Consider the following 16,606-nt stretch of genomic DNA (forward strand, 5'->3'; position numbering starts at 1 on the left):
ACGGACCCCAGATGCAAGCAGGAACGATTGCGCAGACCACGTCCCGCTTTCTGGACCGTCTTCACTCTCCTGAACGTCCGGTGCTCGTGTTTGACGGAGCCACCGGTACATCGCTCCAGCAGCTGAATCTGACCGCCGCTGATTTTGGTGGCGAGGAACTCGAAGGCTGCAACGAAAATCTGGTGGTCACCCGTCCGGATGCGGTGCAGAGCGTGCACCGTCTCTTCTTGGATGCAGGGTGCGATGTCATTGAGACCGACACGTTCGGTGCGGCGAGTGTTGTGCTCGCTGAGTACGGGCTCGAAGACCAGGCCTTTGAACTCAATCGTCGTGCTGCCGAGTTGGCCCGGGAAGTGGCTGATGAGTACAGCACCGATGCCAAACCCCGTTTTGTCGCCGGCTCAATGGGGCCCACAACCAAATTGCCCACCCTGGGCCACATCGACTTCGACACCCTCAAGCAGGCGTATTGCGAGCAGGCTGAGGGCCTTCTGGTGGGTGGCGTCGACCTGTTCATCATCGAAACCTGTCAGGACGTCCTCCAGATCAAGGCAGCTCTTCAGGGGGTGATGGATGCCTTCGAAAAGCGAGGCGAGCGCAGGCCGTTGATGGTTTCGGTGACCATGGAAACCACCGGCACCATGCTGGTGGGGTCCGACATCGCTGCTGTCGTGGCGATTCTCGAGCCCTTCCCGATCGACATTCTGGGGCTCAACTGCGCCACCGGCCCCGAACAAATGAAAGAGCACATCCGTTACTTGTCGGAATGCTCCCCATTTGTCGTCAGTTGCATCCCCAATGCAGGTCTTCCGGAAAACGTGGGCGGGGTCGCCCATTACCGGCTGCAACCGCTTGAGCTCAAGATGCAGCTCATGCATTTTGTTGAGGATCTAGGCGTTCAGGTGATCGGTGGATGCTGCGGCACCACTCCGGCCCACATCAAGGCCCTTGCTGAGCTCTCCGAAGAGCTGACTCCCGCCGTGCGGCCCACGCGTCTTCAACACCATGAGCGTCCTGTTCTCAAATATGAGCCGTCGGCTTCGTCGATCTACGGGGCCACGAGCTACCACCAAGACAACTCATTTCTGATCATTGGCGAACGTCTCAACGCCAGTGGTTCGAAAAAGGTTCGTGAGCTCCTCAATGAGGAGGACTGGGATGGCCTTGTCGCTGTCGCCCGTGGTCAGGTCAAGGAAAATGCCCACGTTCTTGACGTGAACGTCGACTATGTCGGCCGCGATGGAGAAAGTGATATGCGTGAGTTGGTCTCACGTGTTGTGACCAACATCAATCTGCCTTTGATGCTCGACTCCACCGAGTGGCAGAAAATGGAGGCTGGCCTCAAGGTTGCTGGCGGTAAGTGCATCTTGAATTCCACCAACTTTGAAGATGGCGATGAACGCTTTTTCAAAGTTCTGGAACTGGCCAAACGCTACGGCGCAGGCGTTGTGGTGGGCACCATCGACGAGGATGGCATGGCGCGCACTGCTGAGAAAAAAGTAGCGATTGCCAAGCGTGCCTACCGGGCTGCTGTTGAGTATGGAATCCCAGCCCGTGAGATTTTTTACGATCCCCTAGCTCTGCCGATCTCGACAGGCATTGAAGAGGATCGCAGAAATGGCCTCGAAACAATTGAAGCCATCCGCCAGATCCGTGAAGACCTGCCGGGCGTGCACGTCGTTCTAGGTGTCTCCAATGTGAGTTTCGGCCTATCCCCGGCTGCAAGGATCACCCTCAACTCGGTGTTCCTGCATGACTGCTGTGAAGCCGGCATGGATGCGGCAATCGTGTCGCCGGCCAAGATTCTTCCGCTGATCAAGATCAGCGAGGAGCATCAAACGGTCTGCCGCGATCTGATTAACGACAACCGTCGCTTTGATGGAGACGTCTGTGTCTATGACCCGCTGACGGAACTCACCAGCCTCTTTGAAGGCGTGAGTGCGAAGGATGCACGTGCATCAGGTCCATCCCTCAGCGACCTGCCCGTGGAGGAGCGTCTCAAGCAGCACATCATCGATGGTGAGCGAATTGGCTTAGAGGATGCACTTGCGCTGGGTCTTGAGAGCTACAAACCACTAGAAATCGTCAACACCTTTTTGCTGGATGGCATGAAGGTGGTCGGTGAATTGTTCGGCTCCGGACAGATGCAACTGCCTTTTGTGTTGCAGTCAGCCGAAACCATGAAAGCTGCAGTGGCTTACCTCGAGCCCTACATGGAAAAAAGTGATGGTGAACGGTCTGCAAAAGCAAAGTTTCTCATCGCGACTGTGAAAGGCGATGTGCATGACATTGGCAAAAATCTTGTTGACATCATCCTCACCAACAATGGCTATGAGGTAATCAATCTTGGTATCAAGCAAGATGTTGGCGCCATCATTGAGGCCCAGTTGAAGCATCAGGCGGATTGCATTGCCATGAGTGGACTGCTTGTGAAATCAACGGCCTTTATGAAGGACAACCTTCAGGCCTTTAACGAGGCTGGCATTACCGTTCCAGTTGTGCTTGGAGGTGCGGCACTCACACCTCGATTCGTCAACAAGGATTGCAGTGAGGTCTACAACGGCAAGGTGATCTATGGACGCGATGCCTTTACTGACCTCCGATTTATGGATGCCTATGTCAATGCCAATGCTGAAAACAGTTGGGATGATCAACAAGGGTTTCTCAACGGCACGCCCGAGGGATTGACCCTTGGTGGTGACACAGAGGCAGACAGCGATGCCAATCCTGAAACCTCATCTATGTCCAGTGATGCTCCTGTTCAGGCCGCAGCACCGGTCACCACCGAACGATCGGAAGCTGTACCGGCCGAGGCTCCCATCACAGCGCCGTTCCTCGGGTCTTGCCTGCTTGATTCCAGTCAGATTCCACTGGAAGAGGTCATCGCCTACCTCGACCGACAGGCACTATTTGCGGGTCAATGGCAGATGCGCAAAAGCAAAGAGCAATCCCGTGAGGCCTATGAACAGGAACTGGCTGACAAAGCGGAACCCGTTCTTCAGGCTTGGTTGACCAGGATTCGCAACGAAGGATTGCTGCAGCCAGCCGTGGCTTATGGCTATTTCCCGTGCGGGCGGCGCGACAATAGCGTTGAGGTCTTTGAGCCCACTGGAGACGGTCGTTTGGGACGCTTCACCCTGCCCCGTCAACGGGGTGGGAATCGCTACTGCATCGCCGACTTCTTCAACGACGTTGTTGACGATGGACCAAGTGACGTTCTGCCGATGCAAGCCGTAACCATGGGTGAGGTCGCCAGTCAGTTCAGTCAGTCTCTGTTTGCAGCTGACGCCTACAGCGATTATCTCTATTTCCATGGTCTTGCCGTCCAGATGGCTGAAGCACTGGCGGAGTGGACCCATGCACGCATCCGTCGCGAATGCGGCTTCTCAGACCCTGATGGGATGCCTCTGCGCGATGTTCTGGCCCAGCGTTACCAAGGCAGTCGTTATTCCTTTGGCTATCCCGCCTGCCCCAATGTGGGGGACTCCAGAGATCAGCTGATTTGGTTGGGTGCTGATCGCATTGGCTTAACGATGGATGAGTCAGAGCAATTGCATCCTGAGCAGAGCACCACAGCATTGGTCGCTCTTCACAGCAAGGCGCGCTACTTCAGCGCCTGAACCCCGCTCAGAGCGGAACGGTCACCCGCAGACTGGTGACTGTTCTGCACTGACGCCATGGATCTCAGCGGACCCGACGCCATCGACAAAGCCATCGCCGCAGGGATCGACCTGGATGGCTCCCCCCTGCCCGAAGCAATGCTCGGGCTTTACAACGACGTGATGGACAAGGAAGGACAACGCAAGCGCAGCGGAGTGCGCAAGTCGATGCGCAATCGCGTGGTCCGCACGGGTGCGAAGCACTTCGACCAGGAGACCCTGAATCAACGGCTCATTGAAGCGGGCTGGGATGGCCTCAAGGAGAAGGAGATCGCTTTCTTCTACGGATGAGGGCAGAAGCCTTTCAAACAGCAGCTGAGAGCCCTCTCAAAGGACGACGGGGCTCTCTGTCCATCCAGGCTCACTCCTGGCAGAGCTTTTGCATGGTGTCGATGACCTCTTGCTGGAATTCCTCGAGGGCGCTGGACTCGCTCAGATCAATGCCTTCACCGGCTGCGTTCTGAGCCAAATCCTGGAAATGAAAGGCACCCTCGCCATTGGCCAAAAATTCGATGGCCGATGATTCGCCGCTTTCGCGAAAGGCATCGCACAGCGCCAGGAAGGCGGCGTCTTCAGTGAACTCCCAATCCATCGAGGAGGCATGACTGATCGACCTTTAACGCCTCGCCCCCGGGATCCGTCAACCACCTTGTCGCGCAATGTGCCATTAATCCGGCAGAATCCAGGCATTGTTCTGCCGTCGATGAGCGTGCAAAACCCTTCCGGCGCTGAGGTTCTCAACGTTTTGGGCCAGCCTTTGGACAGTTGTAGTTGTGAACCGATGACAGGTTGGTTCCGCGACGGCACCTGCCGAACTGATCAAAGCGATTTAGGACGTCACAGTGTGTGTTGCGTGATGACCGAAGGATTTCTGAGTTACAGCAAGGCTCAGGGAAACGACCTGTCCACCCCCGTACCCGCCTTTGGCTTTCCCGGTCTGAAGCCTGGGGATCACTGGTGCGTCTGTGCACCGCGCTGGAAACAGGCCCATGAGGATGGGATGGCCCCACCGGTCTGTCTTGAATCGACAGAACAGAGCACGCTTGAGGTGATCCCTCTGAAGGTGCTGCAGCCCATGGCCTACCAGGGGATGGGCTGACCGTCCCAGGCCAGGAAGGAACCGCTCTGGTCGGGGCCTTGGTTCATCAGCACCTCGAGCAGATGCCCTGCAGCCCGTTCAGGGCTGAACAAGGATTCCGGTCGGACAAACGACTGAAAAGGCTTCGACAAGGCCGTATCCGTCGTCCCTGGATGAAGCAACAACACTGTCGCCTGGGGGAAGCGTCGAGCCCACTCCAAGCTCAATGTTTTCAAGTACATGTTCTGGGCTGCTTTTGCGCCGCGATAGGCGTACCAACCTCCACTGCGGTTGTCGGTGATGCTTCCAACCCGAGCACTGAGGCTGGCGTAATGAAAGGGACGTGACCGTTCCAAGCACGGCTCGATTGCTTTGGCGAGCAGCAATGGTGCGGCGGCATTGACCGCGAAGCAAGCGTTGAGGGCATGCAGATCCACCTGCTGGAGCCGTTTTTCCGGCGTAATCGCAGGGGCATCACCGTCGGCACGGTGCAGCAGGCCTGTGGCATTGATCACCAACCGCAGGGGTAGGGAATCAGCGATCAGCTTCTGCTGAAACGCCTCGAGGCTGGGGGGAGATTCGAGATCGACCGACCAATCGATACCCGCGGCCAATTCACGGCCACACAGCGTCACCTCCAGCTGGGGGTGGTTCATCCGAAGGCTCGACGCCAGTGCTCGGCCGATGCCTCCGGCCCCCACCACCAACGCCCGTCCCGACCAAGGCATGCTCATGGCCAGACCATTGCAGCAACGCTCCGCATGCTGATGAAGCCAAGAAGGGCCAGGATAGTTCTCTGATTTGAAGCTCCTTGTGATGTTGTCCGGGCGCTCGCCATGGACTCTGCTGATGGCCCTCGGCTGTCTCAGCCTCGCCATTCCTTTGGCAGTGCGCTTAGGGGGTGCATTGCCTTGGGATGGGTCAACCTCCCCAGCCAAGGGGGGCGACAGACTGTTGGAGGCGCTGCTGGAGAGCGATCAGCCTGTCAGCGCTTCAAGCCTCCAAGGATCGGCCAGCCGAAGCAACGACAACGGCTCTGATCGCGATCCAAGCGGCCGGCCTAACTCATCAAGAGTGGAATCGACCTCAGGGCCGATTGCCACACCTCAGGTCCGGGTGGCGCTCCTGCGCCAGATTCCTCTCCGAAGCTTGGAAACCCAAGGGAACGGTCATTGCCAAGACCGACAGGGCAAGACCTACACAGCCATCAACATCCAGGGCTGGACAGGATCGCCATTGAGGTGTCGGAGCATTGGCGCTGGGGCCATCGTCGTTAACGGACTCGCCTACCAAGGGACGATCGAACTGGTGCGTTCAGGTGATGAATGGCTTCCTGTCAATCACCTCGACTTGGAAACGTACGTCGCATCCGTGGTGGGTGCGGAAATGCCAAGCCATTGGAGTCGGGAAGCGCTGAAAGCGCAGGCGGTCGCTGCCCGTTCCTACGCGCTCGTCCATTTGGTGCGACCCGCCACCAGCCTTTATCACCTCGGCGACACCACACGTTGGCAGGTGTATGGGGGCGAAACCAGCACGGCGCCTAGCACATTGGCTGCCGCACGTGCCACAAAAGGCCAGGTCCTCAGTTTTAGGGGTGGTCTGGTGGAGAGCCTCTATGCGGCCACGGAATCGATCAGCGCTGAAGCCCATGGCCATCTCGGCGCCAGCATGAGCCAAACAGGAGCCCATGCCTTGGCACAGCAGGGGCACTCCTACACGCAAATTCTGGATCGGTACTACAAAGGAGCTGAGCTGGCGCGGATCACAGCCAATGGTCCTTGAGTGTTACGAGCAAGAGGCACTGGCGCGCAGTGCATCAGCTCTGCAGCTGGGTGCCCTTCACCCTTTGAAAACCACCCGATGTAATCTCCCGGATCCCAATAGCTCGTCGCAGTTCGAGCTCAGGGCATTGGAGTCCGATCTGCCGAAGCATCTGCGGCCATCAGGTCCTAAACCCAATCCGTTTCTTCCCTGGGATCCCCGACTGGAAGTGGCTCAGGTTGGACCTGACCACGCACTGATTCTCAACAAATACCCCGTCCAGCTTGGTCACATGCTGCTGGTCACACGCCAATGGGCGGCTCAGGGTGACTGGCTTCAAGCTGAAGACTTTCAAGCACTTGCCACAGTCGATCAGCGAACCAGCGGACTTTGGTTTTTCAACAGTGGTCCGGATGCTGGGGCGAGCCAACCCCATCGCCACATCCAATTGCTTCCGCGCAGCGACGTTGCATCGATCTGTCCGCGCGAACCATGGTTTTTGGAACGCTTGGCCGCCATGGAAAGCTCCCAACGCGACCACTCTCGCCTTGAGAAAGCGGTCTGTGTTCATGAACGTGACATCAAAGAGCCGGATCAAGCCGGACATCTGATGGCTCTGTATCGGCAGATGAGCCAAGAGCTGGGTCTGGGAGATCCTTCACACGACCAGAAGCCCCTAGCTGCCTACAACCTGTTGTTGACCCGTCGATGGATTGCGCTCGTGCGACGGCTGCGGGATGGGTGCCATGGCTTCAGCATCAATGCGCTGGGTTTTGCTGGCTATCTGTTGACCACACAGGTCTCTGATCAGCACTGGCTTAACACCCATGGCCCCGAGCAATTGCTGGAGAGCGTGATCGAGCCATTCCGTGATTTCTCTGTTGCTGCGAACGGCTGAGGCGTGAATGGCTGAGGAAGACCTCTTCATGCCACCTCAGGCGACAAGGACTCATGCAAAGGCTCACAACAGCTCGAAATCGTCGCGTCAGAGCTTCACTGGAATTGGTGACACCGATTGCCTTGCACTACGCACGGATCGCCAGACAAGACAAGGATGATCTGATTCAAGTGGGGCGGCTCGGACTGATCAAGGCTGCAGGCCTCTACCAAAACGCTTTTCAGGTTCCCTTCAGTGCTTTTGCCAGGCCCCACATCCGTGGGGCGATCCTTCACTACCTCCGCGACAGCGTTGGTTTAGTGCGTCTGCCTCGACGCGTTCAAGAGCGTGCTCAGAGGTTGCTCAAGCAGCAGGGCCAAACCGCACAGTTCCTTCAACACCAGGTCAGCCCCTCAGACCTGCAGCTTGTCGAGGACTACCGCCAACGTGGCGGATGGCAACCGCTGAGCGAAAGCGAACGACAAACCATCCCCACAATCGATGGCTGGACAGCCAGCGAGATCGCAGTCGAGGAACGAGACCAAGCGATAAGGAGGTATTGGCAACGCCTGCCGGTCATGGAACAACGCTGTGTTCAAGCCGTCGTTCTGGAAGGGCAGAGTTTGCGGGTCACCGCTCAGTCGCTGGGGACCAGCGCGATGACCGTGCAACGAAGGGTGAAAACGGCCTTAAGCATCCTGTCCAGACAATGCAGGAACGAGGGACTCCTGACCTGAAGGCCCTCAGTCCGAGCTGGTGTCGCGCGCAATCTGGCCTTCAAGGGTGCTGATCGAAGCATTGATCGCAGCCAGCTGGCGTTCCAAGCCGTCTCGCCAAAAGCGGAGCATCTCAAGCTTTCGCGACTGGTGATGCTTGCGCCAGTCAGAACTTGAGGCGCTGCTACAGAGAAATGGAGGGAGCATGGACGTACAAGAACCCACTCAATACTGGCGAATGGGGACGCGCTCCGCGCCATCAGTTGGCAGTCATCTGGAACGTGTTTAAGTTTGAGGGCTGCGCAGTTTGTTCCGAGGAACAGGTCCCGCAATTCGGATCAAGGAGTCTCCCGTGTCTCGTTCAATCCCATTCCTGGTCTTGCTCGGCATCTCGGTCGCGACGATTGAGACTGTGGAGTTGAAGCCTGCTGCAGCCTATGTACCGCTAATGGCGGGGCAACGAGCCAGGCCATTGAACGGAACATTCAATAATGTTCCGGTGCTGCATTCCAATCAGCCTGAGATTGTGAAGGGTGCCGGAATCCTGGTGAACACACAACCAGGCAGTGCGATTGCCAGCGAAAATAACCAGCCCCTGCGCAATGCAGCATTCACCTTTAACGGTGAATTTGGCCTGCACATGCACCATAAGTATTATCCCAGTGATGCCAGTCGCCTTGGGGGTTCACGGCAGAGAGGATTGATGACGATTGCCGCAATCGCCATCAATCCTGGAAATCAACCTGTCACCTTGAAATTCAAGCGTGGCTCGGTGAAAAACAGCTTTGAAGCGCCTTATCATCCCAATAAATTGATGGGCGTGAAGCCCCTTGGCAGGCGTCCCTGGAACACTGGACCCGGAGATGCAACAGCGGTTCAGATGTTGCGAGGTGAATTGGATCGTCGTCTGCCCGACCAGGTGGTGATTCCTCCTCGTAGTCGCAAAGTTGTTGTAAGCACGGTTTTACCAGCCCGGGGGATCGCCAATGGCTTGCTGCGCGGCAGCAGTAATGGAAAATTCCAGATGGCTGTTGTTGCAGCAGAGGAAACACAAAACGAACAGGATTTAATTGCAGTCCTTGACCAGGGAAAATTGGCTCCCGGCCGTATTTATCTGAATCGTCTTCGCGAAATCGAAACTGGGAAGGTATTTTCACGGGTTGCTGGTGTAGCCCTTGGTGATCACTACAAGGCTTCAATTCAGCACGATCTCAACCAGGGGCCTCTGCATGTCCCACTAACGAGCACGCATAAACATCACTTCGGCACGCGCGAGATTCAAATCAATCCGTTGAGCACGCGGATGATTGATTCCGCCGTCAACAACGTCGGCACGTATGGGGTTCGCTACGACCTCGATCTGAATCTCTCCGGTCTCGGACCGCACGAACTGGTGTTCAGCCATCCGGTCGCTTCAGGTCGATCGTCCTTCACGGCGTTTCGTGGATCAATCCGCATTGAAACGGATGAGGGCTTCCGTGAGGTGCATGTTGGCCTGCGATCAGGCCAGAGCCTGCCCATCAGCGATTTGCGACTCAAGCCTGGTCAGAACAACCGCGTCAGAGTGAGCCTGGTCTATCCAGCCGATGCAACGCCCGGACATCTCTTGAGCGTCGTGCCTGTGCAGCAACTTGCCATGCTGCAACGCCGGCAGGAGATGCAGGCTGCTGCTGAACGTGCACTGGCCGCCTCCAAACAGCGAAACGTCACACCCACGACGCCCCCACCGTCTCCGATTAGCCCTGCTGCGACGCAGCCAGCCGTGATTAAGCCGAGCATCAAACGAATTCCTGCTCAACCACAGCAGCCTGTCGCCCAACCAACTGTGAGGCCAATGCTGGCTACACCACGTCGTGGTGCCAGTGCGATGCCGCCGGCCATGATCATGCCCGGACGCATTAATGCCACGTTGGAGCAGCGTTATCGCGAAGCAATTCGGGTCCAACAGGAGTGGCTTCAGCGCATGCAGGGCCGATAGGCTTGGCCCGCAAGAGTAGGTAGACGTGGCAGCGTCAGAGTCCAAGGATCGGCGAAGAATCAGTGTCGAACTTCCCGAATCACTGGTCACACGCCTGGACGCTCTCAAGGATGAATGGGGGCTAAGGGCCCGTGGCGACTGCCTGACCCGTCTGCTGGAAGAGATCTTCAAGAGCGATGAGGGGTTGGAGGATGATCATTCCCTTGCTGATACGCAGCAGGATCCGATTGAGGATGCCGATGCGCCTGGTGGGATTGGTGGTACTGCAGAGCAAGACCAAGAGCAACAGTCGCGTTTCAACGAAGACCGGGCCCTGGTGCTGATCGGTCGACGAGACCTGGATCTTGCCAACGAACCCGATTTCGCTGATCCACCTCAGCCGAGGGTTAAACCGATCAGCTCCAATCAAGGCGGCATCGATCTCCCGGGCTTTGTGCGTAAACGCACCAACGAAATCCGCGACAGCCTCCGCCAACCGGCTGAACCCGACCTCACCGTTGATGCGCCTTTGCTGCCTGCCGTTGACAGTCAAATCCTTCGCGAGAGTGCAGACGCCACATCCGAGCATTGGTTGAATCTCTACGGAAAGCCTGCCGGTGACACGGTGCTCGAGGCGGCGATGACTTGGCTTGGCCGGGACATTTGGCCCCATGCTGATGGCACTGAAGGGCGCACGTTCACCTGGTCCCAAACACGACGGATTTTTGAACACATCAGTCCTGGATGGCTCGAATCAACCCCACGCTTCGATCAGGTCATTGTTGTCGCGGGGGTGCTGGAGGATCCTTTTGCATCGTCGGAGTTGGTCCACCGCATTCCCACCTTGATTCGTCGGTTTGTGAATCGGTTTAAGCGCAGCCGCAAGGTGACCTCGTTCCAGACCCTTGAATCCACCATGACCGTGCATGGCGCGTTGAAATTACTCCACCTTCCAACGACTGCAGGCGCTTCCCTGACGCTGAAGGCGATCCGTGAGGCCTACAAGCAACAAGCACTCGAAACCCATCCCGATGCGGGTGGTTCGACCGAGGAAATGCGCCGGCTCAACGAGGCCTACCAAATGCTGCGGGAGCTCTATCGCCAGAAAACTGCATAACCCACTTGTCTCTAATGAGACACTTAACGAGTCCCGTAGCAAGTCTCAAAAGCGTCTGTTGCGCTCCATCGCGCCCTGCTTCAAGCGCGCCATCCCAATAGAAGGCGGAGAGTTGGGAGTGACTCCCTCCTCAACCGCCGAGGGCTTGCCTTTCCCTTGTCTTGGATGAGACGCATATCTAGTCTCATGAGTAGCCACATACGAGACACCAAAGGGAGAGTCTTGCTAAATCACCTCTGCCCCCTAAGGCGCTGAATTGAGGCGTGGTCAACGATTGCCTCAAAATCACTTTTTTTGCTATTTCTATTTGCACCGCTGTTGTTAGGGCAGTCCAGCCTGAGTCTTGATCGCAATTGCCGCCGATGCGACCTAGCCCCATCCGCAAGCCTTAAAAGGCATGTCCATCAAGCAGCTTGTCCATGTCCACCATCTGGCTCGTCCAGGCAAAAGTATTGGAATGACTGATTTTTAGGAACCCGCGTACCTGCTGTAGACACAGATACGCAGGCTGAATCTCAAAGGTTTTTGCCTTTCCGGCTTTCAGTCGATCGATCCAGCCCTGGCCTGGAACCCGAGCTCGAGGTGCCGAGAGCGAATGCGAAACCTGTGCGCAGCTGACTCAAGTTGGTCTCTTTCCTGGTCTTGCAAAAAGTCTTACCCAAGACCTGCGAGCACTGATAGGCACTCGAAGCCGCATTCATCAGCCAAGAAAACGGAGTCCTAAGGCTGGCCCAACGCAGGCCTTCATTGAATCAGAAGGGAATCTCACAAGTCGCGGATAAGACAGGTTGCAAGTCTTATCATGCGTCACTAATGAAATTCGTGAATTGGACAATCGATATCGCGCCGGATAAAGCCGGTGCTTTGCACCGCTCGGTAAACCTTGCTGAAAGAGATCAGGTTGAGGTCTGCATGCCCTGAATCAAGAAGTCGAAATAAGGTGCGGCCAACGTTTGTTGGTCATCAGAAAGCAGACCTAAGGAGGCTTCGCGCATTGACTTCATGGCTTCAACCATGCCGGGCATCGGAACGCCGAGGCTGTTGTACATCTCACGGGCACCGACAAGACCGATGTTTTGAATCATCTCGGTGCTACCGGCGAGGACGCCGTAGGTCACGAGGCGGAGGTACCAGCTGTAATCACGCAAGCACTGAGCACGTTGCTTCTGACCATATGCATTCCCGCCAGGCGCCACATATTCAGGTTTACGACTGAAGAGCTGCTTCGCAGACTCATCAACAATCTTCTTCTCGTTATCTGTCAGAACGCGAACGATTGAGAGACGAATGCCGCCTTGGTCGAGGTAATCAACCATGGAGCGCAATTCACCGCTTGTGGGGTAGCGGAGATCGTCATCGGCTTGAAGAATCAGATCACGAACGACGCTCATGACGGCTGGCATGCTGAGGTGACTTTAGTGCGCTCAAGCCCTGAAACCGCTCGAGGCGGCTTGGGTGTAACGCCTTTGCAATGGCCAACGTCCCCTCTGATCCCGCTCCAGGCTTGATGATCACCGTGACCGGTGAAGATCTCGACCTCCGGGGAAACGGGATCGGCCGCTGGCAGACATGGGTGATTTCCGTGCCCGGTCTCCTACCCGGCGAAGTGGCTCGAGTCCAACTCCAACAGCGCAAACGATCCCTCTGGATTGCTCGCAAGACCGAGTCACTACTCCCGGCCACCGATTCCCGAAAACCACCTTGCATCCTGGCCAAGGATTGCGGTGGCTGCACGCTTCAGCACTTGGCCGACGCCAGTCAGACCGCATGGAAGCAGCAGCAGCTGCAGAAAGCGCTGTCACGCATCGGAGGAATCGAGGCACCGGTGGGCGCACTGCTCAAGAGTGATGCCAAGCCTCTGGGGTACCGCAACAGGGCATTGATCCCTCTGCATCGCGATGCTGAAGGGAAACTCCGGATGGGCTACTACCGGCGAGGCTCCCACCGCATCGTCAACCTCAACCACTGCCCGGTTCTCGACCCCCGCCTCGATGCCCTACTGGAACCGATCAAGCACGATCTTCAGGCCTCTGAATGGCCTGCTGATGCAGATCTGCACAGCGGCGAAGGATTGCGTCATCTCGGCCTTCGTCTCGGGGCCCGAACCGGAGAAGTCCTGATCACACTGGTCAGCAGCACCGCTGATTTGCCTGGTTTGCATGCGCTAGCGAAGCAGTGGTGTGAACGCTGGTCAGAGGTGCGTGGCGTGACCCTGAACCTGCAGCCCCAACGCAACAACCGCGTTCTTGGCGATGACACGCAGTTGCTTTCAGGTGAAGGGCAAATTGAAGAGCGATTTGCTGATGTGTCGTTAATGCTCGGCACCACGACCTTCTTCCAGATCAACACCCTTCAGGCTGAAGCCGCCGTCAAACACCTGAGCCAATGGCTGTTGGATCGTGCTGGAACCACAACGGTGATTGATGCTTACTGCGGTATCGGCACCATTGCCCTTCCATTAGCGGCACAGGGACATCAGGTGTTGGGGCTTGAACTCCACAAGGCATCAGTGGATCAGGGGCGCCTAAACGCAGCACGCAACCGTCTTGAGCAGGTTCGCTTCAAGGCAGGAGATGTCAAAGCCCTGTTGGCTGATGCGTTACCAAGCCATGAGGCCCTCGTGGTGGATCCACCACGCAAGGGGCTTGATGCGGATGTGGTTGATCAGATACTCGAATGCCCTCCCCGATGGATGGCCTACCTCAGCTGTGACCCAGCCACCTTGTCTCGCGATCTGAAACGGTTGTGCGTGCCTCAAGGCCCCTATGAGGTTGAGGGCATCCATCCCGTGGATTTCTTCCCTCAAACCACTCATTTGGAGAGCCTTGTGCTGATGAAACGCAGCTGACTGATCAGCTGCGCAATTCGGCCTTGAACTGCTTCGCCAATGCTTGCCGCACTTTCTCGTGCACCGGCTGCAACTGGTCATCGGTGAGCGTGCTGTCCTTCCCGCGGTAACGAATGCGGAAGGCTTGGCTGCACTGATCGTCTGCAAGCTGGCCACCTTCGAAGCGATCAATCAATTCAACGCTTTCAAGCAATGGTTTGCCCGCTTTTCGGATGGCCTGGAGCAAATCAGCACTGCGTTGCGTGCGCGGGACGACAACAGCCAGGTCCCGTTCCATTGCTGGCACCGTGGCGAATGGTTTGAACGCTGGTGTCCAGCGGTTGGTGCGTGTTGCAGCGTCCAACAGTCGTTGAAGATCCAGGTCGAACAGATAGGTCTCATCAGGAAGATCAAACTGCTCTGCGAGCAAGGGATGCAGTTGCCCGAAACATCCAAGTGGTCTCCCCTCCAGCACCAATTCAGCACTGCGCCCCGGATGTAGACGGCCATCAGTGTTGAGCGGGCGATCAAGCACTTCCAGCTTCAGCGCCTTGAAGATGCGGGTCAGTGCACCACGTGCTGCGTAGTAATCCGGGAGCGAAGGTTTACCACTTGTGGTCCAACGTTCGAGCCGGCGTTCACCGCAGATCACTCCAGACAACTGAGCGGATTGGGTGATGGCTTCACCATCCAGAGCGAACACATTGCCGATCTCAAACAACCAGCAACCGTTCTGAGACGCCTGAAGATTGCGTTGACAGACGCGCAAATGCTCTTCCCACAGGCTCGCTCGGAGGTGGCTTGTTTCGGCCAGCAGGGGATTGCTGATGGCAATGCGCGCTTCCGGCTGTTCCGCTCCGACGGGATTGGCCTCAGGTTCTGCAGACGTCAATGACAAGCTCGTGACTTCCTGCAGTCCGGCACCACAGAAGAGATTGCGAAGCTGACGCTCAGCCCGTTGACTCGCGGAAAGCTGGCCTGGCTCTAAGGGGTCTGGAAGATGGGATTCAAAGCGGTCGAAACCGATCAAACGGGCGACCTCCTCGATCAGATCCACTTCTCGGGTCAGATCGCAGCTGCGGGAGGGTGGCACCGTCACCGACCAGCCATCCTCTGTGGCGGTCAAGTCACAACCAAGAGCGGTCAGGCAGCGTCCAATTTCGGCATCGTCAAGGTCCTCAGGACCTGCATCGGTGCTCAGCGGCCCAAGCAATTGATGCAACGCCGAACGACGGAGCGCAATGGCTGCAGGTGCCTCGAACGGTTTGGCACACACGAAGGTCTGATCAGCTGTACCGCCCAGATGCTCAGTAATCAGTGCGATGGCCCGCTGCGCGGACAGCAGGGTGATCTCGCGGGGCAGACCTTTTTCGTATCGGGTGCTGGCTTCAGTGCGAGAACCGGCACTGCGGCTGGTGTTGCGCACCGCAGTTGGGCTGAACAAGGCTGATTCCAGCCACACGCGCTTGGTGGATGTCGTCACTCCACTGGCTTCACTGCCCATCACGCCAGACAAGGCGATGGGCAGATCACGGCAGGTCACAAGCTGCGCCCGTGAATCGAGGGTGAGTTCACGGCCATCAAGGGCTTGGAAGGTTTCACCGTCTTTGGCGTTCCGCAGACCGAAATCCTTGGCTGTCACGTCCCCGCCGCAGAGCTGATCGAGCACATCAGCATCGAAAGCATGGAGAGGTTGCCCCTGCTCCAGCATCACCAGATTGGTCAGATCCACCACGGTGTTGACGCTGTTCATGCCGGCGCGATCGAGACGGCGTTGCAACCAAATCGGCGATGGCTTGCTGCTATCGACATCTCTGATTTCGGTGATTCCGTAAACACCACCCGACTTCATGCGATCAGCACTGGCTGGATCCGTTGTCAGTTCGGCGGTGACCGCTGGAGGAGTGAGCAAAGGCAGCTGCAACGCTGCTCCGGTCAGAGCGGACACTTCTCTGGCGATGCCCGTCATCGACAGTCCGTCCGGTCGATTGGCGGTGATCGCCAGCTCCAGCACGGTGTCATCGAGCCCAAGGGCTGGTGCTGCAGGAGTTCCGGGAGCAGGGACGCTGTCGAGCAGGTCTTCGAGGATGGCAATGCCATCCACATCGGTGGACTGGCCCAGCTCTGCCAGGGAACAGATCATCCCTTCACTGGCCACCCCGCGCAGCTGACCGGCCTTGATCGTCAGGCCGACTGCTGGCAAGACAGCACCAACCATGGCCACAGGCACATGAATCCCTGCGCGCACATTGCTGGCACCGCAAACGATCTGGAGTGCTTCCCCAGCACCCACATCGACCTTGCAAACGCTGAGCTTGTCGGCGTCAGGGTGCTTGTCGCGCTCGAGCACATGCCCCACCACGACGCCTTGGGCCAGACGACTCAGATCATCAATCTCCTCAACCTCAAAGCCGGCCATTGAGAGCCGTTCTGCGAGTTGATCAGCGGGCTCATTCACTTGAACGAGATCCTGTAGCCAGGAGAGGGAAACCCGCATGAAATCGAGGCTGGAAGCTGGAAATCTTACGAAGCCTCCATCCACCATGTCCGCAACACAAAAATGCGAGGGGGAGGGGCACATCGATCTGTAAGATCGTTAGCTGTCACTTCGCTA

The 16,606-nt window shown here is 57.2% G+C and carries 13 protein-coding genes; 9 read left to right on the forward strand and 4 right to left on the reverse strand.

All coding sequences use genetic code 11. The features are described 5' to 3' along the window. Positions 1–11: 11 nt before the first annotated feature. A complete protein-coding gene (gene metH, locus RS9916_RS03905; protein ID WP_007097944.1) occupies positions 12–3,620 on the forward strand; it encodes a methionine synthase in 3,609 nt (1,202 codons plus the stop codon). 57 nt (positions 3,621–3,677) lie between these two features. Continuing rightward, positions 3,678–3,950, forward strand: a complete 273-nt coding sequence (locus RS9916_RS03910; RefSeq protein ID WP_007097945.1) for a DUF4090 family protein — start codon at positions 3,678–3,680, stop codon at positions 3,948–3,950. Positions 3,951–4,020: 70 nt separating this feature from the next. On the opposite strand, the gene RS9916_RS03915 is transcribed toward RS9916_RS03910, so the two are convergent. Further along, a complete protein-coding gene (locus RS9916_RS03915) occupies positions 4,021–4,251 on the reverse strand; it encodes a hypothetical protein (RefSeq protein ID WP_007097946.1) in 231 nt (76 codons plus the stop codon). Positions 4,252–4,362: 111 nt separating this feature from the next. Here RS9916_RS03915 and RS9916_RS03920 point away from each other — a divergent pair, with 111 nt between their 5' ends. After that, complete coding sequence (locus RS9916_RS03920; RefSeq protein ID WP_038023221.1) at positions 4,363–4,758, forward strand: DUF2237 family protein; 396 nt, start codon at positions 4,363–4,365, stop codon at positions 4,756–4,758. On the opposite strand, the gene RS9916_RS03925 is transcribed toward RS9916_RS03920, so the two are convergent. Beyond that, positions 4,740–5,471 carry an SDR family NAD(P)-dependent oxidoreductase gene (locus RS9916_RS03925; RefSeq protein WP_007097948.1) on the reverse strand — a complete coding sequence of 244 codons (732 nt, stop codon included), beginning with the start codon at positions 5,469–5,471 and terminating at the stop codon, positions 4,740–4,742. The genes RS9916_RS03920 and RS9916_RS03925 overlap by 19 nt on opposite strands. 82 nt (positions 5,472–5,553) lie before the next feature. On the opposite strand from RS9916_RS03925, the gene RS9916_RS03930 reads away from it, so the two are divergent. From RS9916_RS03930 to RS9916_RS03955, 5 genes are all read left to right on the forward strand, one after another. Next, a complete protein-coding gene (locus RS9916_RS03930) occupies positions 5,554–6,519 on the forward strand; it encodes a SpoIID/LytB domain-containing protein (RefSeq protein ID WP_007097949.1) in 966 nt (321 codons plus the stop codon). Beyond that, positions 6,509–7,396: an ATP adenylyltransferase gene (locus RS9916_RS03935; RefSeq protein ID WP_007097950.1), complete on the forward strand. Its 888-nt coding sequence runs from the start codon at positions 6,509–6,511 to the stop codon at positions 7,394–7,396. Before RS9916_RS03930 ends, RS9916_RS03935 begins: the two co-directional genes overlap by 11 nt. A gap of 53 nt (positions 7,397–7,449) precedes the next feature. Beyond that, positions 7,450–8,112: a sigma-70 family RNA polymerase sigma factor gene (locus RS9916_RS03940; protein ID WP_038023223.1), complete on the forward strand. Its 663-nt coding sequence runs from the start codon at positions 7,450–7,452 to the stop codon at positions 8,110–8,112. 427 nt (positions 8,113–8,539) lie between these two features. Continuing rightward, the gene (locus RS9916_RS03950; protein WP_156777600.1) at positions 8,540–10,069 is read left to right on the forward strand and encodes a DUF3370 domain-containing protein; all 1,530 of its coding nucleotides are present in this window, start codon (positions 8,540–8,542) and stop codon (positions 10,067–10,069) included. Positions 10,070–10,094: 25 nt separating this feature from the next. Continuing rightward, complete coding sequence (locus tag RS9916_RS03955; protein ID WP_007097954.1) at positions 10,095–11,165, forward strand: hypothetical protein; 1,071 nt, start codon at positions 10,095–10,097, stop codon at positions 11,163–11,165. An 896-nt stretch (positions 11,166–12,061) separates the two neighbouring features. Here the strand turns inward: RS9916_RS03955 and RS9916_RS03960 are convergent. Continuing rightward, positions 12,062–12,556, reverse strand: coding sequence for an allophycocyanin subunit alpha-B (locus tag RS9916_RS03960; protein WP_007097955.1), 495 nt, complete (start codon positions 12,554–12,556; stop codon positions 12,062–12,064). Between the two features lie 80 nt (positions 12,557–12,636). On the opposite strand from RS9916_RS03960, the gene rlmD reads away from it, so the two are divergent. Continuing rightward, positions 12,637–14,013: a 23S rRNA (uracil(1939)-C(5))-methyltransferase RlmD gene (gene rlmD / locus RS9916_RS03965; protein ID WP_007097956.1), complete on the forward strand. Its 1,377-nt coding sequence runs from the start codon at positions 12,637–12,639 to the stop codon at positions 14,011–14,013. A 4-nt stretch (positions 14,014–14,017) separates the two neighbouring features. Here the strand turns inward: rlmD and pheT are convergent, their stop codons facing one another. Continuing rightward, a complete protein-coding gene (gene pheT, locus RS9916_RS03970; protein ID WP_038023232.1) occupies positions 14,018–16,489 on the reverse strand; it encodes a phenylalanine--tRNA ligase subunit beta in 2,472 nt (823 codons plus the stop codon). Positions 16,490–16,606: the final 117 nt, after the last annotated feature.

This window comes from Synechococcus sp. RS9916 (genome assembly GCF_000153825.1).
In the GTDB taxonomy this organism is placed as follows: Bacteria; Cyanobacteriota; Cyanobacteriia; order PCC-6307; family Cyanobiaceae; genus Synechococcus_C.